This window comes from Anabaena sp. 90 (assembly GCF_000312705.1).
GTDB lineage: Bacteria > Cyanobacteriota > Cyanobacteriia > Cyanobacteriales > Nostocaceae > Dolichospermum > Dolichospermum lemmermannii.
In genome coordinates this window covers 3,410,337-3,428,451 of sequence record NC_019427.1, presented here as the reverse complement: position 1 = coordinate 3,428,451, position 18,115 = coordinate 3,410,337, and the positions used below count along the sequence as shown (strand labels likewise).

Annotated in this window: 25 protein-coding genes and 1 pseudogene; 7 read left to right on the top strand and 19 right to left on the bottom strand. The window is 36.1% G+C overall.

Annotated elements, in window-relative coordinates:
• The first annotated feature begins 97 nt into the window (after positions 1–97).
• The 4 genes and pseudogenes from ANA_RS14965 to ANA_RS14955 form a co-directional block, all read left to right on the top strand.
• Positions 98–2,128 (top strand): alpha-amylase family glycosyl hydrolase, encoded by a 2,031-nt coding sequence (locus ANA_RS14965; RefSeq protein ID WP_015080884.1) that lies wholly within the window; start codon positions 98–100, stop codon positions 2,126–2,128.
• Between the two features lie 332 nt (positions 2,129–2,460).
• Positions 2,461–4,221: an ABC transporter ATP-binding protein/permease gene (locus ANA_RS14960; RefSeq protein WP_015080883.1), complete on the top strand. Its 1,761-nt coding sequence runs from the start codon at positions 2,461–2,463 to the stop codon at positions 4,219–4,221.
• Positions 4,222–4,350: 129 nt separating this feature from the next.
• Complete coding sequence (locus tag ANA_RS26650; RefSeq protein WP_158310539.1) at positions 4,351–4,551, top strand: hypothetical protein; 201 nt, start codon at positions 4,351–4,353, stop codon at positions 4,549–4,551.
• Positions 4,509–5,516 (top strand): annotated as a pseudogene (locus ANA_RS14955) (IS5 family transposase); the annotation flags it as partial. The gene ANA_RS26650 and the pseudogene ANA_RS14955, both read left to right, overlap by 43 nt.
• 686 nt (positions 5,517–6,202) lie before the next feature.
• Here ANA_RS14955 and ANA_RS14950 read toward each other — a convergent pair.
• Entirely contained in the window at positions 6,203–7,093 is an 891-nt protein-coding gene (locus ANA_RS14950; protein WP_015080881.1) for a hypothetical protein, read from the bottom strand.
• A 602-nt stretch (positions 7,094–7,695) separates the two neighbouring features.
• Here ANA_RS14950 and ANA_RS14945 point away from each other — a divergent pair.
• From ANA_RS14945 to ANA_RS14935, 3 genes are all read left to right on the top strand, one after another.
• Complete coding sequence (locus ANA_RS14945) at positions 7,696–7,965, top strand: hypothetical protein (protein WP_015080880.1); 270 nt, start codon at positions 7,696–7,698, stop codon at positions 7,963–7,965.
• A complete protein-coding gene (locus tag ANA_RS14940) occupies positions 7,955–8,326 on the top strand; it encodes a type II toxin-antitoxin system VapC family toxin (RefSeq protein ID WP_015080879.1) in 372 nt (123 codons plus the stop codon). The genes ANA_RS14945 and ANA_RS14940 overlap by 11 nt, the downstream gene beginning before the upstream one ends.
• Positions 8,327–8,610: 284 nt before the next feature.
• The gene (locus ANA_RS14935; protein WP_015080878.1) at positions 8,611–9,417 is read left to right on the top strand and encodes a hypothetical protein; all 807 of its coding nucleotides are present in this window, start codon (positions 8,611–8,613) and stop codon (positions 9,415–9,417) included.
• 62 nt (positions 9,418–9,479) lie between these two features.
• Here the strand turns inward: ANA_RS14935 and ANA_RS14930 are convergent, their stop codons facing one another.
• From ANA_RS14930 to ANA_RS14845, 18 genes are all read right to left on the bottom strand, one after another.
• Positions 9,480–10,559, bottom strand: coding sequence for a DUF5131 family protein (locus tag ANA_RS14930; protein WP_015080877.1), 1,080 nt, complete (start codon positions 10,557–10,559; stop codon positions 9,480–9,482).
• A 67-nt stretch (positions 10,560–10,626) separates the two neighbouring features.
• Positions 10,627–10,902 carry a hypothetical protein gene (locus ANA_RS14925; protein WP_015080876.1) on the bottom strand — a complete coding sequence of 92 codons (276 nt, stop codon included), beginning with the start codon at positions 10,900–10,902 and terminating at the stop codon, positions 10,627–10,629.
• Positions 10,903–10,995: 93 nt separating this feature from the next.
• Complete coding sequence (locus ANA_RS14920; RefSeq protein ID WP_041458091.1) at positions 10,996–11,199, bottom strand: hypothetical protein; 204 nt, start codon at positions 11,197–11,199, stop codon at positions 10,996–10,998.
• Positions 11,200–11,358: 159 nt separating this feature from the next.
• Complete coding sequence (locus ANA_RS14915; protein WP_235081859.1) at positions 11,359–11,724, bottom strand: hypothetical protein; 366 nt, start codon at positions 11,722–11,724, stop codon at positions 11,359–11,361.
• A gap of 71 nt (positions 11,725–11,795) precedes the next feature.
• Positions 11,796–12,074: a hypothetical protein gene (locus tag ANA_RS14910; protein WP_041458089.1), complete on the bottom strand. Its 279-nt coding sequence runs from the start codon at positions 12,072–12,074 to the stop codon at positions 11,796–11,798.
• 95 nt (positions 12,075–12,169) lie between these two features.
• Positions 12,170–12,619 carry a hypothetical protein gene (locus ANA_RS14905; RefSeq protein ID WP_015080872.1) on the bottom strand — a complete coding sequence of 150 codons (450 nt, stop codon included), beginning with the start codon at positions 12,617–12,619 and terminating at the stop codon, positions 12,170–12,172.
• Positions 12,619–12,831 (bottom strand): hypothetical protein, encoded by a 213-nt coding sequence (locus ANA_RS14900; protein WP_015080871.1) that lies wholly within the window; start codon positions 12,829–12,831, stop codon positions 12,619–12,621. The genes ANA_RS14905 and ANA_RS14900 overlap by 1 nt, the downstream gene beginning before the upstream one ends.
• A gap of 168 nt (positions 12,832–12,999) precedes the next feature.
• On the bottom strand, positions 13,000–13,308 hold the full coding sequence (locus tag ANA_RS14895; RefSeq protein ID WP_015080870.1) for a hypothetical protein: 309 nt from the start codon (positions 13,306–13,308) through the stop codon (positions 13,000–13,002).
• A gap of 63 nt (positions 13,309–13,371) precedes the next feature.
• Positions 13,372–14,016, bottom strand: coding sequence for a hypothetical protein (locus tag ANA_RS14890; RefSeq protein WP_015080869.1), 645 nt, complete (start codon positions 14,014–14,016; stop codon positions 13,372–13,374).
• Positions 14,017–14,172: 156 nt separating this feature from the next.
• Positions 14,173–14,622: a hypothetical protein gene (locus ANA_RS14885; protein WP_015080868.1), complete on the bottom strand. Its 450-nt coding sequence runs from the start codon at positions 14,620–14,622 to the stop codon at positions 14,173–14,175.
• Between the two features lie 63 nt (positions 14,623–14,685).
• Positions 14,686–14,907 carry a hypothetical protein gene (locus ANA_RS14880; RefSeq protein ID WP_015080867.1) on the bottom strand — a complete coding sequence of 74 codons (222 nt, stop codon included), beginning with the start codon at positions 14,905–14,907 and terminating at the stop codon, positions 14,686–14,688.
• Positions 14,907–15,173, bottom strand: a complete 267-nt coding sequence (locus ANA_RS14875; protein ID WP_148279062.1) for a hypothetical protein — start codon at positions 15,171–15,173, stop codon at positions 14,907–14,909. Before ANA_RS14875 ends, ANA_RS14880 begins: the two co-directional genes overlap by 1 nt.
• Complete coding sequence (locus ANA_RS14870) at positions 15,154–15,426, bottom strand: DUF7249 family protein (protein WP_015081240.1); 273 nt, start codon at positions 15,424–15,426, stop codon at positions 15,154–15,156. Before ANA_RS14870 ends, ANA_RS14875 begins: the two co-directional genes overlap by 20 nt.
• Before the next feature lie 69 nt (positions 15,427–15,495).
• Positions 15,496–15,696 carry a hypothetical protein gene (locus ANA_RS14865; RefSeq protein WP_015080864.1) on the bottom strand — a complete coding sequence of 67 codons (201 nt, stop codon included), beginning with the start codon at positions 15,694–15,696 and terminating at the stop codon, positions 15,496–15,498.
• Positions 15,697–15,776: 80 nt separating this feature from the next.
• Positions 15,777–16,367, bottom strand: a complete 591-nt coding sequence (locus ANA_RS14860) for an SLOG family protein (protein ID WP_015081241.1) — start codon at positions 16,365–16,367, stop codon at positions 15,777–15,779.
• A 95-nt stretch (positions 16,368–16,462) separates the two neighbouring features.
• Positions 16,463–16,915 carry a hypothetical protein gene (locus ANA_RS14855; protein ID WP_015080862.1) on the bottom strand — a complete coding sequence of 151 codons (453 nt, stop codon included), beginning with the start codon at positions 16,913–16,915 and terminating at the stop codon, positions 16,463–16,465.
• A gap of 128 nt (positions 16,916–17,043) precedes the next feature.
• The gene (locus ANA_RS14850) at positions 17,044–17,637 is read right to left on the bottom strand and encodes an alpha-ketoglutarate-dependent dioxygenase AlkB (protein ID WP_015080861.1); all 594 of its coding nucleotides are present in this window, start codon (positions 17,635–17,637) and stop codon (positions 17,044–17,046) included.
• A gap of 124 nt (positions 17,638–17,761) precedes the next feature.
• Positions 17,762–18,055 (bottom strand): hypothetical protein, encoded by a 294-nt coding sequence (locus ANA_RS14845; protein WP_015080860.1) that lies wholly within the window; start codon positions 18,053–18,055, stop codon positions 17,762–17,764.
• Positions 18,056–18,115: the final 60 nt, after the last annotated feature.

The window sequence follows — 18,115 nt, the reverse complement described above, 5'->3', positions numbered from 1 at the left end:
GATTTTTGGTGTGACACTTGCGTAAGTCCTAAAATCCTTAAAATGCTGATGATCATTAGTTTTCCAACACACCATTTTTAATTCGGAGGAATGCTATATGCGCTATTTTGATGAATACTGTGAAATACATTTAGACCCTAACATTGCACCATATACATGGGTGTTTAGAACTAACGAGAAAATCTGTATCAGATTTGGTGTTCACTTATCCAAACATCCAGATTTGGGGCAGATAGCTTATGAGTTAAATGATGGACAAGGATATTGCGATATAGATCGCATTGTAGCACAGCCGGAAAGCGTCATCGAAAATGGCTTTAAAATGTTTTCAGTCGTCTTACCTCCTATTGGAAATGGCGGAGGATATGAATATAGGTTAGGATACGTGGATACTGATGGGAATGAACATACAAGTGAGCGATCGCAGTTCCTCTTTATCTGCGATGAAGCACCACGTTCAATGGCAGAAATTCCCTCCCTATTTCTCGGATTTGTCAATAATCAGCCCCTGTATGGACCTAAACCATCAGTGTCCATCACACCTGGTCCTGATGATTGGAATTCTCGTTTATTTTACTCAATCATTATTGATAGATTTGCTCGCAGTACGGACAACGATAACACTGGTCTAAGTGCAGTTAAATATGATCCATCTTCTCCCCATGCCAGTCATGGCGGCACAATTCGCGGTGTAACTGACCAGATAGCATACCTGAAAGCACTAGGAATCAGAGTCATTATTCTGAGTCCTGTCTATGTCAACGAGGCTGATGGTTATCATGGCTATCATCCTATTCATTTATTAATGGTTGATCCCCGTCTGGGTACACTTGAATGTCTGCGTGAATTGGTGAAAAAAGCGCATGAAGCTGATATTGCCGTCATTTTAGATGTAGTTGTCAATCACATCGCAGATAGCATTAACTGGGAAGAATATGGCGGTCCACCAGGGGGAGAATTCAAGTATGTGCAAGGTGAACAAGCTGCGGTTATGCCTTTTCCCATCGAGGCACGTAATACGGCGCTTTTTCACGGACCAGAATACACCGACATGGTGAATCAAAGACTCTTTGGGTTTCTCGAAGACTGGCGCACGGAGACGAAATATGTCCGCGAGTTACTGATTCAACACCTTAAATACTGGATTGCCGAAACAGATATTGATGGTTTTCGCTACGATTCAGCCCGTCATGTTGGGGTTGATTTTTGGGAACCTTGTGTAGAAGAAATATTAAGATATGCAACACATCTAGGGAAAAAAGAATTTATACAAATAGCAGAACACGCAGGAAGCACCCACGCAGAAGTAATTGAATATAATAGTGCCAAATTTTCCGGTTTGATTGACTATCCAACCTACTATTCTATTAAAAATAGTCTGGCTGATGGTCATTGGCTAGGAGGTTTTGCAGATTATTGTTGTGGTTTTCTAAAACCATCGCAGCAATATCATCATGGTTGGCAGAATAATCTGATGTTCCTGGATAACCAAGACACAACCAGAATTTTTCATCAATTCTTGTGTCGGATGGAAAATCGAGATGAAGCGCGAGTCCGGTTACATTTTGCCCTTGCTTGTTTAATTTTAGGTCCACAAACACCTTTTATCTATCAAGGAACAGAACAAGAGTTTTGTGGTGCTTTAGGAGTATATCAATGTGAGGATACAGGGAATTGGCTGGGTCATGATTGTTATGTACGGGAGGATATGTTTGAAAATCCTGCTTGTGCTTGGCAGTTTGGGTCAATTAATCGGAAAACCTTTCAGCCATATAGTCAACACCATCCCACTTTTTTACTAATTCACAAACTTGCTGAAATTCGTGGGCAAAACAAACTGATTCAAAATGGCACAAGAACCTTATTGTGTTCTCATGAAAATGGTATGTGGTGTGTGCTTATTCATGGTACTGGTGATCAACAACCGCTGTTAATAGCCATGAATTTGGGAATTACTCCCGTATCTGAGCAGAGTTTAAAGATTCCTAGCTGCTATGGAGATTTTTGTACAATTGATATCCTAATTACTACGTCAGGTGGATTACTTAAACTGGTGGCAGACGAAATACAAATTCAGCTTTCAGCTTTTACATTTATGCTGGGGAAACTATCCAAAAGTCTTTCTTGAATATTAATATTTTGAGTATTTTAGCCAAGTTATACATCTAAATTTGTGATACAAAATTCAATCGGCTACTGAGAGGATGTTTGAAAAGTATCAGAATTAATCGAGATCCCCCCAACCCCCCTTACAAAAGGGGGCTAAATTCCTCAAAGTCCCCCTTTTCAAGGGGGATTTAGGGGGATCTGCGGGTGTCAGATACCACACGAAAAAGTTTTCAAACAACCTCTGACTCTATTATCAATACATATAATCCACACAGCTTAATCGTTTGATTCTATTGTTTGAATTAAGATTTTACTCTTTTCTCTTTTGCTTATGATATAAGGGATATAGTAATGCTAAACTCCTACACATCTAGGTTTAGCAAAAAAATCTGGAGTCAACTAAAATCATTAACACTGATTAACCATATAAAGATGAATGGATTTAAACTCAGAGCAGTATCGCAATTTTGGGCGATCGCCAAACTCTATTGGTTAGGTAATGAAAAACGAGGTGCGATCAGTTTACTTGGACTTCTAGCGATTTTACTATTCGCTAATACTCAAGTTAAGGTTTTTCTAAATACCGTACAGGGAAACCTGATTTCTGCCCTTTCGGTTCGTAATAGTACAGGATTTTGGCAAGGTATAACAGTTGCTTTTGCTGGAATTGTTATCTTTGGTTTTTTAAACTCTGGCTATGGCTATTTACGAGAAATAATCGGTTTATATTGGCGCAAATGGTTAACCCATGATTTACTCAATCAATATTTTCAAAATCGTGCTTTTTATGAATTGAGTAATTTTGATAAAGAAATTGATAACCCAGACCAACGTATTTCTGAAGACGTTGCTAATTTTTGTCAGCAATCTATTGGCTTCTTGGTCAATTGTCTGGAGTCAATTTTGGTAGTGATTGCATTTAGTGTCATTCTCTGGTCTATTTCTCCTAATTTAGTTATTGCTTTAATACTCTATTCTATATTAGCTTATACAATTACTATTGTTTTTTATGGTAAAAAATTAACTCAACTCAATATTGAACAACTCAGAAAAGAGGCTAATTTTCGCTTCAGCTTAGTTCGCATTCGAGAAAATTCTGAGTCTATCGCCTTCTATAATGGCATATCTCAAGAAGAAAACAAAGTTAAATTTATATTTAATCAAGTATTTAATAATTTTAAAAAATTAATCCTCTGGTCAGAAGTATATTTAAATGTATTTAAATATCAATTTGGTTATCTGCCTTGGATTATCCCAGCGTTAATTTTAGGAAACCAAATTCTCTCAGGGGAAACTGAAGTAGGCAAAATCACCGAAGCTGGAGGAGCTTTTGGACAAGTTGCTTTTTCAGTGAATTTGATTATGTATCAATTTGAAAAATTTACAAAATTTGCTGCGGCCATTAATCGGTTATATGTTTTTCATGAATATCTCCAAAAATCCAGAAAATCAACTGCTGATAACAGCAATATTCAGATACTAAAAGAAAACAGATTAGCATTTGAAAATCTGACTGTTCAGACTCCTAACTATGAAAAAACCCTATTTCAAAACCTTTCTCTAGAATTACAAGCGGGTCAAAGCTTACTTGTCATGGGAGATAGTGGTTGTGGGAAAAGTTCTTTATTGCGTGTCTTAGCTGGCTTATGGAATTCAGGAACTGGTGTAATTGTGCGTCCAGAATTAGAAGAAATACTATTTTTACCTCAGCGTCCTTACATGATTTTAGGTACTCTGCGAGAGCAGTTAATCTATCCCCATAGCAATGCTAATATTAGTGATGAAGAACTTGATCGAATTATCAAGTTAGTGAATTTATCAGACTTAGCTGCAAGATTTGAGGGTTTAGATATAGAGAAAGATTGGAGTGAAATTCTTTCTTTAGGAGAACAACAAAGATTAGCTTTTGCTCGGCTTTTAATCACTCAACCCAAATATGCTATCTTAGATGAGGCTACTAGTGCGTTAGATGTTAAAAATGAAGAAAAACTTTATAATTTGCTGATAGATATAGAGACAACCTTTATTAGTGTTGGACATCGCCCGACTCTCAAAAAATATCATCAAATTGTTGTTAATCTTTCAGCTTCAGGTCATTCCACTGGAGTTTAGACTAAGAGAACTCCACAAAAAAGAGGGCGCAGATAGCGGCTGGGGGATACTGAAAAATAGAGTAGATAAGTAGGGCTTGCTGAATAAACATAAAACCGGGACAAATAAATGACTTGATGGGGATAGAAAGTGAAAAAGGTGCAAGAAAAAGAGTTAAAATGGGTAAAATCCCTTGCATCAAGGCGCATTAAGATGTATATAAAATCGCAAGAACAGGAAACAGCACCGGAAAAGTTTCAACAACCCTTCGAGGAGAAATTGGCATTAGATAACCGATGGGTAATCATGCCACCTGTAGACCAGCAGATGTCAGTTATCCCACAGACTTAGGATTATTAAATCAAGCCAGAAAGCGCACAGAAACAATTATAGATATTCTATATAAATCTCTAGAAGGAAAAACTATAAACAAACCAAGAACTTACAGAAATATAGCTAGAAAAGATTACTTATTAGTAGCCAAAAAAAGGAGACCAACTGTTCAAGAAAGAACAAAAGCTATTAAACAACAACTGCAATATATCAAAAGAAATTTATCTCATATCCAGCAATTAATTGAGCTAAGTACCTCACTCTCAGAACTGAGTAACAGACAATATAAAATGTTGTTAGTAGTAGCAGAAATTCATCGTCAACAACTGTGGTTATATGAAAATAAAAAACAGAAAATAGAAGACCGTATAGTCAGTTTAACTCAACCACATATCCGTCCAATTATCAGAGGCAAAGCGGGTAAAAGGACAGAATTTGGGGCAAAGTTATCAGCTAGTTGTTATGATGGATATGTGTTTTTAGACCACATCAGTTGGGATAATTTTAACGAATCAGGAGACTTAAAATCGCAGGTAGAAGCATACAAAACTGACACTGGATATTATCCTGAATCCGTTCATGTGGATAAAATTTATCGGACAAGAGAGAATCGAGCTTGGTGTCAAGAAAGAGGAATTAGAATCAGTGGTCCGCCGTTGGGAAGACCACCTAAAAATGTCAGTAAAGAAAATAAGAAACAGGCTGCTTATGACGAAGGTATTCGTAACTATATTGAAGGTAAATTTGGGCAGGGTAAACGAAGATTTAGTTTGGGTAGAGTCATGGCTAAACTTCCTCATACCTCTCTAACTGCTATTGCTATTACTTTTTTAGTTATGAATCTTTCTACCTTACTATCAAGGGGTTTTTGGGGATTTTTATGGCAATTTTTCCAAATAATCTCTTTTTTCTTTAATTCGATTAGAAAAAGTGATGTTTTGCCTAATTTTAAACAACAAAAACTTATCTTTGCTTTTGCCTAACTACCTAGTTAATTTTTTTTGCCTTTTTCCACTTTTTCAGCAAACCCTAAGTAGGGGGTAACTGTTCACAGGATTAATTCGGCTACCAGAAAAAATAAGTAGAAAGACATGGTAGAGTAGAAGGCATGGAAAAAATCTGCCACATCTGCCACACCTATAAAATGGAAATACTGGTGGGAGTCAACCTTCTCCTTCTCTACTCCCACAAGTTCCTGCCCCTAAATAAGTTTAAGTTATAAATACTGCTGTGTTTTGCGTAGTTATTCATTTGTACTCCAGATGGATTAGCAAGTGATTGTTCGTGACCCGCCCAACTAGCAGCGAACTGCTTGCAGCAGCGCTTCGCTATCGCCACCGGGATTTTGTATTCTGTGGATAACCTTATGCAGTAGGCGTGGCGCAAACAGTAAGCAGTGAAAGGGATGTTTGCGCGAGAAAATGCTTTAGTTACTCCAATACCTTAGTCAAATTACGAGGGTGAGATGATAATGCTTTAACCATGAACTCCCGTTCCTCGCTCTTGCTTGGCAAAAACAATCACCCCTAAAAATTCCTTAAAGGTTTCCGACAAGGATTTTTTAAATGTATTGACGGTAGGATAAGGGTTTTAGATTCTAAACTACCTTTTCATCGAAACGCTTATATATGATTATTTTTGCCGTTTTTGCCAAAAATTATCAAGGCTCTTATTTTGGCAATAGTATTGTTACTCGCTGTCCATATTCCTTGAAAGTTTTAGCAGTGCATGGTGATGGGTGCTGATTCCATAATTCCCAATCTTTGACCCACTCCAAATAGTACGGATAAACTTCTCTGTAACCTGTTTTACCTTGATTAACTTTTAACAGATATGGGTGTTCTGAGGAAATTTCACAGAAAAATATTTCATGTGGTCTGAGTCCATAAGTCGCTAAAACTCCATAAGCCCATTGCCAGTAATTTTTAAATAATTTTCTGTTGGATTCTATTTCTGCCTTGCTGGGAATATAGCGGGGTGTAGTTTCGCTGATACCATAGTTTCCCGTATAAGGTTTAAGGTCAATGTTTATATTTGCAAATTTAGCTAATGCCGTTAATTTCTCGCATACCAATTGCCTCTTTCTGGTGTTAGCTGGTACTTGAGATGCAGCCGCTAATATCGTTTCTGGGGTAAGTTCATCTTCCAAAAGTCGCCATGCTGGCAAGTAATCTGATTTCCAGGTGGTTTCGGTTATAGGAGTTTTCCCCTTGCGGTTGTAGTAATCAGCCTCAAATTTCTCAATCCATAATTTAGCGTTGTCAGTGGTATTTTCAGTAATTGCTAATTCCTTGACAAGATATTCAGACCACTCAAATTTCCCCTGGGCCAATAAACCTCCAACTTTCTTGGCTTCTGATTCAGCAAATTGTAACCCAGCAGGATTGGCGTAAATCCCCAAAGATAAAAGCTGTTGGTAAGGTGGCTTGTCTATTCCTGGTTTTGGCGGAAATGTGGCACGAAGTGAGAGACGATCTCCCCGCTGATAAACCACTACACCGATATTGCCGGCTTTTAATCTTGCGTTAACCTCGTCTAATGTCCACTTCTTGCTGTTCATTGATCTAAAGTTGATCTATTATTCTGTTATTTTCCACTAAATTCTAAAGTGTTGCGGCACGATGGAGAAATATCAAAAGGTTAATATAACAGGGCATTGAAACGACAAAACCCCTGATTTCTCAAGGGTTTCACTAGGGCCAGCAGTTGGATTTGAACCTACGACCTTCCGATTACAAGGCAGAATTTATTTATCTAAAACCCAGTGTTAGCAATGGTTTTGGCTACATCTAAAATAATTGATCTAATTTTGAGCTACCCTATTAATGCTGTAATAATTTTTAACAAAGTGTTCCTATTTGTAATGCCCACTAATCCTACACTACCCGTTTTAACAACATGGACACTATTTACACCCAATTTCTCGGATAATAATTATCCATCAAAAAATGATAATTTGACACAGGTTCTCCACTTAAATTAAGAGAGTTTGATCTTATTTTTTTCAAAATGAGAATTGCTGCTCGGAAGGAGTTAGCATTGATGGAGGATTTGATTCCGTTGTTGCACAAGCTGGCGCAGGGGCGAGAAATTTCGGGGTTGGGGGCGTATGAGCAGTAATATAGATATCGTCGGTACTAGACAAACGACATAAAAACAGCTATGAACCCTATTTTGCAACAAATTCAACACCATGCTGCCGCTCTACCGATATCATCGCAAGCGGAGTTACTGAATTATGCTGTTTATTTAGAACAAAAAGCACGAGAAAAAACGCCTATCACTTTAAACCAAGTAAGGCGCGAAGGTTTGGCGCAAGCATTGGCGCAGGCGGTGGCGTTAAATCCTTTTGCAGAAATTACTGATCCAGTTGTTTGGCAGCGTGAACAACGCCAAGATCGCAATTTGTTCGGGAGAGACGATGCTGATTGATAGTAATTTGATTATTTATGCCACTCAGCCGCCATATACGCAGTTGCGTAGCTGGTTGGTGAATTATGCCACGCATTATTCTGCGATTAGTCGTTTGGAAACATTGGGCTACCATCGTTTAGGTGAGGCTGAAAAACAGGCCATCATGGCGATTTTAGATAACTTGGATGTTTTGATGATCAATAAAGTTACGCTGGAAATTGCGGTGGCTTTGCGCCAACAGCGAAAAATGTCCGTAGGTGATGCCCTAATTGCTGCAACCTGTTTAGATTCTGATCTACCGTTAGCAACGGCAAATATAAAAGATTTTGAGTGGATAGAGGGTTTGGTGATCCACAATCCATTGGAGCTAGGGAGTTAGCATTTTATGGATGATTTGATGGCGCAGGGGCGGGACATTTCGGGGTTGTTTACAAAAGAGGCTGTTTTGGATTGGGAAACACAGCATGGGGGTGAGCTATGAGTGTGCCTAAGTTGCGCTTTCCTGAGTTTTGGAATACGGGGGAGTGGGAAATGTTCACGGCGATTCCCAGGTCGCGCTAGTTACACTATCGCTCGGTATTTTAGATGGATACACCGATGGAAGAAATAGTCAAATTTTAGGAGGTATAATTAAATCTAAATATTCTCTTTTAAATTAAAAAAATGACTGAATTTGATTTTATAGAATCTATACCAGGTTTTATTTCCCTGGTTGATCTAAATTGTAGATACTTGAGAGTCAACAACAATTTATCTACTTTATTTAAAGATAGCGTTGAAGGTAAAATAGCAGGTGACAAATGCTATGACCAAGCTAGAGAAATAAAAAAATTGATTAATTCCCCAGTGGGAACAGAGACAAATTGGGAATATCATCATGATGATATATGCTTGGCAGTTTGTAGCAAACGGTGTGAAAATTTTATCATTAACCAAGCAATTGATATTACTGACAGAAAAAGCTTAGAGCAAAAGCTTTCTGCATTAGCTAAACGACAAGATGCCTTACTAAAAGCTATTCCTGAAGCGGCTGAATCCGGTTCTAGCAGACGCTCTAGTGAAGAATTAAAAACGCTTGTTAAGTTATTAACTCAACGTCCGATAATTGAGAAAGAATCTACTGAATCTCTGATAAAATTAGAGGTGGAGTTAAGAGAAAATACTGCTAAAATCCAAAATATTGAAAAACTTCTTTTTTGGGATGATACCTCGCTTTTGGGACGAATTAAAGAGCTTGAAATTCACCAGAATAATGATAATGTGAACTGGCATGAAATTGAAACAAGCAAAAAAAATATAGAGAAATTATCTGAAATTGCCGGCATTATTGTTAACATTCCAGGTGGAGGAAGAACAATATTTGTGACATTAATCATAGTTAATGTTTTAACTACCTTTTTTGTAGATATTGCTGCAAGGGTGGTAGACATCCATGAAATAATTCCAATAGTTAGAGATGCAAAGCCTTAAAATAATTTGTAATTCGTAATTAAACCCCAAAATTACGAATTGCGAATTAGTAATTAAAAATGTTATTGATTTACCAATAGAAACTCCCTAATTTGTAAATCTTCTGGAAATTCAGATAAAATTCCACCTTTTTTATCACTGATTTTGTAGGGTGCATTATCTAACATTGGTTTTGCTCCAAGTTGTTTGATAAATATTCGTACTTGGGCTTTTTGGCAAGCTTTGGTGAGCGATAGCGAAGCGCTGCTGCAAGCAGTTCGCAAATGTTCAATCTCACAAACACGGGCATTGTGTCCAGACTCCCCACCAAGAATGCACCAACTTAGTCGGGGTATACACTGATTACAAATTGCTAATCCAGCTACAGGTGCAGCGTCAACAGCATAGAGAATGTCCCGTTGTTCACCGCAGCCATCACAGATACCCGCACCAATAAACTCGCTTAAATACTCTGATAAATCAATATCTTCCAAAACTGGTTCACAACTGAGAAAACGAATTTTGGCAGGTGTTTTTAGCAGATAATAAACATCTTCAGCGTCTTTCTGTGTGCATACTGAATACCCCAACCACAGATGATCCAATGGTAACTTGAGTTCCGTTTCCTCTAAGAATCTGCAACTTTCCTCAACCAATTTGCGTACCCGTTTTGTTAGCTTGGTTTCTAGTATTTCGGATTTAGCTTTCACCAATGCAGATTGAATCTTTTGGAGACGGTCAGGACTGGTGAAATACTGGTGCATAATTTCCGGGCGTTTGGTGAGAATTTGGTAAATGTTCCACCGGGCGATGATCATATAGGCCACAGCTTCATCTATGAACTCAAAGGGAACTTTTTCATGAAATAAATCCCCCAAATTAGCGACAAATACGAGTTCGGGGTTTTCCCAATTTCCCCATTCCAAAATCCATTTTAAGCGTTGGGGTTGTAGATTGATTTGCCCTGTCCATTGCAGTTTACCATTGGTTGATTTTCTGACTGTTCCTGCAAAAACATCGGATATTTTGGGGTTGGGATGATGTGAATGAATCCAACTTTCTAACACTGCATAGCAATTCGCGCAGCCGTCCGAATCTGGATCACACCCCGTTACTATTGGCCATGTATTACCAGTCCATTCAATATTAGAATCTTTACTCATTTTTTTATCCTTATTAATTAACATCAAACATTAAAAAAAGCCGGGATAACCCCAGCTTAATTGTCATTTAATTACCATAGATATCACCTTCTGGTATATATTCATCGGCAACAGGGGAATTACCATTAACAGTGAAAGTCTCTACTGGTTTGGATTTATCAAGCAGTTTTCTGTATTCTTCTCTGACAGCTTCCCGACATTTATCTTGGAGAAGTTGAGTACACATATCCTCGTTTTCTCCTTCTGATATTGATGCCCAGAGTGAACAGCCTAATACGGCACTATTAAAGTCGCCTAAGTTAAACTTTCTTTCGTAGCTAACTGCGATGGTTTTGATGAACATTTTAACCTCTATTTTTATTGAAAATTAACCAAAATCATTAAGCGGTAGCATTAAAAAAAGCCGGGATTTCTCCCAGCCTGTAATTCCAATTAATTAACTGTTTTCAGGACTCCTTTGGGCAATCTCAGCAGAAATTTCCTGGTACATATCGTATGCACCAATGCAATCATCAGGTAGATTACTTGGATATTTATAGCCATATCTTAGTAAGGCATAAAGTAAATTGATTTCATCATCATCGAAGTTAGCAAACCGAGATTGATTAGTTTCGAGATTATTACAAATTGATTCAGGCATATTTTTCTCCATTATGTAACATTAATGATTACCAATACCACTAAGCGGTAGCACTAATCATTTTCTAAACATGACAACATTAATAGGCTGGGAAACCCCAACCCGATTAATTACTGATAAACTTCTAAAAAGACCCAGGAATAAACCTGAGTCAAATAACTAGATAAAAGATGTTTTCTTATTAGCAAGTTCAATTAATTCATCTACAAATTTACATAAAGTTTCCATATCATCATTTGGAGCTTTACGAACTTGTATAAACGTTTCATCTAAATCTGGTTTATCACCATCTCCCATCAGTCCGGGGTCAAACAAGATATGAACTAATGCTACCTTAGTGTTCTTAGCCCATCTGCTAACTTGAATTTCATAATGTCCATATAATCCATCATCATAGCGATGATCTTTACATATAAACATGGAACTCTCTAAAAACTCTATAAACTTTTTATCCTGTGAAATCCAGGTTCTTTTTTCCATTTTATTAATATCAAACAGTTCTGCGTACATTTCTAATTTCTCCATATAGTCAACAGCCCCAATAAGCGATAGCATTAAAAAAGTCAGCAATACCCTTATGTATTGCCAACTAATTGTTAGAAATTGTCTGGATCATTCCAACCAGGAGGATTCAATACCAAAGTTGGTTCAAAAATAACATTTGCCCCATAATCTCTAATAAGGTCATCACAGTTTCTGAGAGATTGATTCAAACAACTGTCGAAATCTGGAGTACAAGCGTTACCATCAAATATATAGAAATCAGGATGCGAGGAAAGACTAACTTCGGAAGCATATCGTTGGTCAATCCATGTAGGATGATTTTCATAAATTTCGATTTGGAATCCTTGATAATGAACTATCATGTTATTCATGGGTGTCCTCGCAATTAATAAAAAACCAACACCTCTGCGCGATAGCGTCCCCACAGAAAAAAAAGAGTCAGAATTACTCCTGACTCGTGGTAAACTTAATAAGCGTTAAGCATTTGACTAACTAAACTAGGATTAAACTCAGCAAGTCTTTCTACAAAAAATGCCGACTGTTTAATCTTTTCTTCCTTGGGTAGTTTCATCAACTCCTGAATTATCAAACTGATTGCACGACGTTCAGCTTTATAATCCTCGAACTGAGAAAGCCATACCCAATTAATTCCTGAACTTGAAAAATGCTGAACAATAATATCTGTGTCGGTAACTTCTCGAAGCACGTCCCTAGTTTTGTTCTCACCTTTCTCATCTTGAAATTCCTCAGTAACTAATGTCTTAGTTTTGTAAAGAATTTCATAAACTTTTCCAAGCTCATTATCATCTTCGGAAAGAATTTTGATAAGTTCATATCCATGACTTTCCAAAACCGCACTCAAATATTGAAAGAATTGTTCATCTTTCTCTTTCACTGTTTTCTTAGATTTCAACATTACAAAATCTCCCCAATTACCCAAGCCTGAAAACTAATACTTGTCCATTGCGGTTTTAATGTTTCCATTAGCAATTCAGCTTTTGATTTAATTTCTTGGTTTTCATTATTATTAATTAAATCAATTAATTCCAAACAAATAGAATCTAACTCACTGAAAGTATCTATACCATCTTGGATTTTAGATTCTAACTTAATTAATGATTCAAGCATTTTTCTTTCAAACAAACAACATCATCATTAGGCGGTAGCCCAATAAAAAAAGGCAACTATTTCAGTTTGTCCAAAAACTTAAATCCCTAGTTTTCTCTGTTTCGTGTTTTGCTATGCCAGAATCAAATTTTGTTACCGAGCCAGTAATAACTAACTCGGTTTTTATCTTTACTCTTTCCAGTTATTTGGATTTTCTGGCGATGCTAAACTTTGTTCATAGGTATGGTTCATAGTCATATCGCTAAATTGCCGTTTGGCAATCTTTAAGCCCAATCCTATAAAATCTTTATGATCTTCCTCATCCCATAACGGAGATAATGCAATCGCTTCAATCAATCTTGCATTATAATCAGTTAACACTCCATGTATTTCTAGAGTATCAACTAATTTCAACAATCTTTGTTTTGGTGATGGAGGACGGTAACATCTATTTGTTGTTAGCAAAGCTTTTGGCGTAAAACCTGTTAATAATTTCATAAATTTCCTCTAACTAAAAAAAGAGCCGGGATTTCTCCCAGCCCAAAACCTAAATCAAATCAATTATTTACCGCCTTTAATCTTCTTAACATTTGATGGTGGTAACTCTGGCTGTTCTTGGCCACCTTCAAGAAGTGCAGTTATTTCTTCGCTAGACAAACCATCCAAACACTGCATATCACGAGTACCTTCAAAATCAAATAAAGCTGGTTGAGTCTGTAACAATCCAGCTATTTGTTGCAATTGCTTGTTTTCGGGTTCACCTTGACGTTCTCTCCAGTCGAAAGCAACTGTATAGTATGGACCATCTTTACCAGATTCTTTGTTGAATTTGATAGTGAATATTCCCATACCCGGATCTTGTTCACTAATTACATCTTGAACTTTGCTAAACAAGTTGGAAATACTTTGTTTCTTGATATAGCAAACACAGACTGTATTTTGTGGCAATATTTTGGGATCTATGTTTGGTGCAGCAACAAAGAATAATTGAATCCATTGACCTGTATATTGTAGTCCCAGATTTCCATAATACTTAGAGACTTTGATGATAGAAATATCAATTTTATCATCTGGATTACTGCGTCTGTGCTGTGGTTCTTTTCCACCTACAAATATTCCTCCATCTTTGCAGTTTAATCTCACACTATAAGGTACATCAGGTAAAGAAATTGCATCAACTGGTTTTTTCCCAAATACTGAAAACATGATTTTTCCTCTTATTACAATTCAAACTATTTAAAAATCCAAAAACTTATGACATGACTAATCTGAAATGAAAAGCCAAAACCTAAAAGCGGTAGCACAGAAAAAATGTAGAAACTTAGTATTTATTACCAAAGTTCTACATTAATTCTAAACAATTTACAAGAACACTGAAAGGGTTGGTTTTAATGTCATTGTCTCTTGACGACGTAATTCATATTCCTTTTTCAGCCTAGAAAGATATGGAGTGAATATTACACGATTGCGTTCTAATTCTAATTCAGCGATCGCTTGTTGATGCTTCTCAATTTCCGATTCAATTCTAGCTAAATCGTTGGCTTTATTTTGAGATAATTTAGCCGTTGCTGTTCTGATATCTGATTCAAGTCTGTTTAACTTCAAATCAGTTTGAGGTGTTTCGTATTGTTTCTTGAATACCAAAACAATTTTGCTGTTATTGTTCTGGTAAACAGTTTTATTTTTGGTGTTTTCACAAGTACCCAAAACTTCTATTGCTTCACCAACTGCTTCTGGCATCAAGCCTTCAATTTCAAATTGCAACTTAGAAATATTGTTTCTAAGCTCAAGTAACTTTTCCAGATTTTTCATGATAAACTAACTTCAGTAATTAACTTATTAGAGGGGTTAGTTGCAATCCTAACCCTTCATTTTTCATGAGTTCAATTCAGATTTATTCTGGTCAGACGTGGACATTGCCAGAATTGATTCTAAAGTTTCATGGTCAAACTCAAGTAGTTTCTTGCAACCAGCTTGAAAAGATTGAAATTTCTCCCTGGCATAATCAGAATCTACAAATTTAGTTCTGAAGAGAAAATCATAATAATCCATATTCCAGTAGGCTTTTGCCAATTGATTCAAAAATTCAGTTGTCATTATTCATCCTCTTTGATATTAAATTCGTCAGCTATTTCTTGCCAATCAATTTCTTCAAAACTTGCTGTAAGTAAATAAGTTAATGGTTGAAATAATATTGAATCTTTATTTTCTAAGAAGTGATTTTTCAAGGATTCAAAATATTTCTCTAGTTCACTTGCAGATGATTCACAAGGTAATCCATTGTTGGTTATCCACATTGAAATTACATAAGTTTCGTAATTTCTCCAACCTTCCCATCTACCATCATTCATCACAGTCATCATCTTTTTCTGTATCGTCTTCGTCGCTATCAATCCCATTTAGTTCTGTTAATTGTTTCCAATTCACCACATTAAGCGACTCAGTAAGTAGGTCTTCTAACGCACTACAAAATCTGTTATATTGCGATTTTTCTTTGAATATTTCATTTTTGAGATTTAAGAAACTATCTTTCAATTCCTGTTCTGACAAATCACAATCTTCAATCCATAAACTAACTTGCCAAGTCTCGTCATTTGAGTATCCGTTACAAGTCATTATTCTTTCATCCAGATAATACAATCATGAACACAACCACTAAGCGGTAGCACTGAAAAAATAAAGCTATCAAAGTTCAGATACCACCATTGTTTTACCGTCAAAAATCTCAACTTTCACAACTTTTTCTAAATTTTCAATAGGGTAAATTCCTACAGCGAAATATTTTCCTAGAAAATACTCAATCGTTGATTCATAAGATGCCGTTGCACTGATTGAGGTTTTCCATGTATAGCCTGTAGTGGTTGTAAGTTTTGCTGATTTGAGCATTTATTTCTCCTGATGGATTTGCATAACAAAACCCCTAACTCTATTGTGAATAGAATTAGGAGTATTAAAATTAGAAATGGTTAAAACAAACTAAATTGAGTATGATTTGGTTTTGGTGGTTGATAAATCGAGACTTCTTTCGTTTTTGGATGCACTTTAATCACAGACATAAACTTCTTAACTGCCATGCAATAAGTTTTGAAAGCTCCACCTGTAAATCTTCCGTCATAGATTGCAATGCAGACATCAGAATGATCAATCATGTATCTATTTCTGATGTGCATACAATCTGCGGTATAGTTGGGTCTAAGGATTACTTGATTTTCTGCATATCTGAGAAGAAAATCGCTTTCTTTCCTATGCTGCAAACTCCACAATTCTGATTGATTAGCGCAAGGGATTACAGCCGTCCAAGGTAAGTTTCTACTCATTAAAACCTTTGCAGCCAATTGATCTGAACCTAAAGCCATACCAACAAAAAAATGATTTATCCCCATGTCTAAAGCTAAGTCAATTGCTATATTGATTTGTTTGGTGATATCAGGAATTTTTCTATGACCTGTAAAGCAAGCAATTTTCTGAGAATATAGTTCTGGATATTCTGGCTCATATCTGGTTTCTTCAACAGATACACCATGAGCTTCAATTGTTTGAGCAATATATTTCATCATGAAACTACTACTAAAGACCAAAACCAAAAGGCGGTAGCACAGAAAAAAATGAAATAGATCCTAACCTTCATGATGAAAGCTAGGATTCCAATTAATTAAAAATCTATTTCCTCGCGGATTTGCTTATACCGACGTAAATCGTTTTGATTTCTTGCTGTTATTTCATTTAATTTAGTAAGTGCTTCATCAAGGTTCTGAGTGTTATAAATACAATACTGTCTACCCTTTTCAAATACACTATAAAAGCCTGTTAAACCAATACTTTTCCCATATTTTGTCAAATCCGTACACCATTTGACATAAAGGTTATTGCCTACAGCAGCTAATTCATGCTTGATTAATTCATCTTGTCTGATTCTATTACCTCTAGCGATAGCTGAACTTAAAGCTTGCTCACGAGATTGAGAAGAAAAATCAAAATCTTCACTCAAAACTAGCTTATCATTGAGATATATGTCATAAGAAAACACATTCATTCCCGCTGATTCACGATAATACTGGCGAAGATTACGGATAGAACCTTTGATTTCTGGATGCTGGTAAAACATTAGTTTAAACCTTAGTAAAACATTAAAAACAAATTCTCTTCGCGGTAGCGTTACTATCGTAAAAATTATGAAAAAAATAACGATTACTTCTTTGAATAGGAGTAATCGCTATTTAAGCTATTCACAATTTAATAAACTTGTCTGATAGTCAAATTTAATCTTCCTCCAGATTTGAGAAGATTAGATGTACCATGAATTATGCCTTTAATGCCGTGATAAAACATCCTAAATTCGCCATGTAAAATCAAGATATCGCCACTTTTCAAGATAATCTCTTTGGTAGGATCTTTTCTACGTTTACCACCTATGAGAAAGATTCCATCATCACCTAAACTAATACTAATGATTGGTGATTTTTGATTAACTTCAGTGTTATCTTGATGAAGTCCTAATTTACTACTCTGAGTATAATAATTAATCAAACAAGTCTCAGGTTTATAGTTATAATCTCCAACTTCTGCTGCTAGAGATTTAGCTAAATTTCTGATAACTCCTGGAATTGGCTGCCAAGGTTTATTAGTTACAGGATGTTTATCATCATACCGATAACCATTTTGGTCAGAAATCCAGCCAACTTTACCACAATTGGTCATTTGATAATTAAAGGGAGAGCCATTTTTCATTGTCGGACTGAAAAGAGGCGATCGCTTACCAATTTCTCTACAATGTTGTAAAATTTCTTGTTGTTGAGATTCGGAAAGATATTGTTGTAGATGTAGCATAAAGATGTCCTAAAAAAATAAACTAAATTCTCTTAGCGGTAGCTGCAATATCGTAAAAAATTTAGTAATTCATTAAAAAAAAGCCCCAATTCCTATAGGAATCAGAGCTATTCAAAATCAGAATCTATATTGTTGCTAAAATCTGACCAATTTTGTCATATATTTCATTGTCAGAAATGCTTCTAAATTCTCTGTTTTTAACGTAATAATTACCATCAAAAATCATACATTTATCGTGATAATACAAAAATATGTATTTATCGGGATAACATGATACTAATTGTTCTAAATGTGGTTTAATTACTTCATTGAAATATTTAGTATTTTCCGCTAATTTTCTGAATGCTGCTTGAACTGGTGTTTCTCCAGGTTTTCTATCAATCGGCTGTTGTTTAAATTTTCTTACGAACTTGACCATTATTTTCCTCCAGTTGTAATTAAAAAAAAAGCTTCTAACCTCATATAGAGATTAGAAACT

Coding starts and splice junctions, on each gene's coding strand:
- ANA_RS14965 (WP_015080884.1), top strand. CDS start 98: ATGCGCTATTTTGATGAATACTGTGAAATACATTTAGACCCTAACATT.
- ANA_RS14960 (WP_015080883.1), top strand. CDS start 2,461: ATGCTAAACTCCTACACATCTAGGTTTAGCAAAAAAATCTGGAGTCAA.
- ANA_RS14950 (WP_015080881.1), bottom strand. CDS start 7,093: ATGAACAGCAAGAAGTGGACATTAGACGAGGTTAACGCAAGATTAAAA.
- ANA_RS14945 (WP_015080880.1), top strand. CDS start 7,696: ATGAACCCTATTTTGCAACAAATTCAACACCATGCTGCCGCTCTACCG.
- ANA_RS14940 (WP_015080879.1), top strand. CDS start 7,955: ATGCTGATTGATAGTAATTTGATTATTTATGCCACTCAGCCGCCATAT.
- ANA_RS14935 (WP_015080878.1), top strand. CDS start 8,611: ATGACTGAATTTGATTTTATAGAATCTATACCAGGTTTTATTTCCCTG.
- ANA_RS14930 (WP_015080877.1), bottom strand. CDS start 10,559: ATGAGTAAAGATTCTAATATTGAATGGACTGGTAATACATGGCCAATA.
- ANA_RS14925 (WP_015080876.1), bottom strand. CDS start 10,902: ATGTTCATCAAAACCATCGCAGTTAGCTACGAAAGAAAGTTTAACTTA.
- ANA_RS14920 (WP_041458091.1), bottom strand. CDS start 11,199: ATGCCTGAATCAATTTGTAATAATCTCGAAACTAATCAATCTCGGTTT.
- ANA_RS14915 (WP_235081859.1), bottom strand. CDS start 11,724: ATGGAGAAATTAGAAATGTACGCAGAACTGTTTGATATTAATAAAATG.
- ANA_RS14910 (WP_041458089.1), bottom strand. CDS start 12,074: ATGAATAACATGATAGTTCATTATCAAGGATTCCAAATCGAAATTTAT.
- ANA_RS14905 (WP_015080872.1), bottom strand. CDS start 12,619: ATGTTGAAATCTAAGAAAACAGTGAAAGAGAAAGATGAACAATTCTTT.
- ANA_RS14900 (WP_015080871.1), bottom strand. CDS start 12,831: ATGCTTGAATCATTAATTAAGTTAGAATCTAAAATCCAAGATGGTATA.
- ANA_RS14895 (WP_015080870.1), bottom strand. CDS start 13,308: ATGAAATTATTAACAGGTTTTACGCCAAAAGCTTTGCTAACAACAAAT.
- ANA_RS14890 (WP_015080869.1), bottom strand. CDS start 14,016: ATGTTTTCAGTATTTGGGAAAAAACCAGTTGATGCAATTTCTTTACCT.
- ANA_RS14885 (WP_015080868.1), bottom strand. CDS start 14,622: ATGAAAAATCTGGAAAAGTTACTTGAGCTTAGAAACAATATTTCTAAG.
- ANA_RS14880 (WP_015080867.1), bottom strand. CDS start 14,907: ATGACAACTGAATTTTTGAATCAATTGGCAAAAGCCTACTGGAATATG.
- ANA_RS14875 (WP_148279062.1), bottom strand. CDS start 15,173: ATGATGACTGTGATGAATGATGGTAGATGGGAAGGTTGGAGAAATTAC.
- ANA_RS14870 (WP_015081240.1), bottom strand. CDS start 15,426: ATGACTTGTAACGGATACTCAAATGACGAGACTTGGCAAGTTAGTTTA.
- ANA_RS14865 (WP_015080864.1), bottom strand. CDS start 15,696: ATGCTCAAATCAGCAAAACTTACAACCACTACAGGCTATACATGGAAA.
- ANA_RS14860 (WP_015081241.1), bottom strand. CDS start 16,367: ATGATGAAATATATTGCTCAAACAATTGAAGCTCATGGTGTATCTGTT.
- ANA_RS14855 (WP_015080862.1), bottom strand. CDS start 16,915: ATGTTTTACCAGCATCCAGAAATCAAAGGTTCTATCCGTAATCTTCGC.
- ANA_RS14850 (WP_015080861.1), bottom strand. CDS start 17,637: ATGCTACATCTACAACAATATCTTTCCGAATCTCAACAACAAGAAATT.
- ANA_RS14845 (WP_015080860.1), bottom strand. CDS start 18,055: ATGGTCAAGTTCGTAAGAAAATTTAAACAACAGCCGATTGATAGAAAA.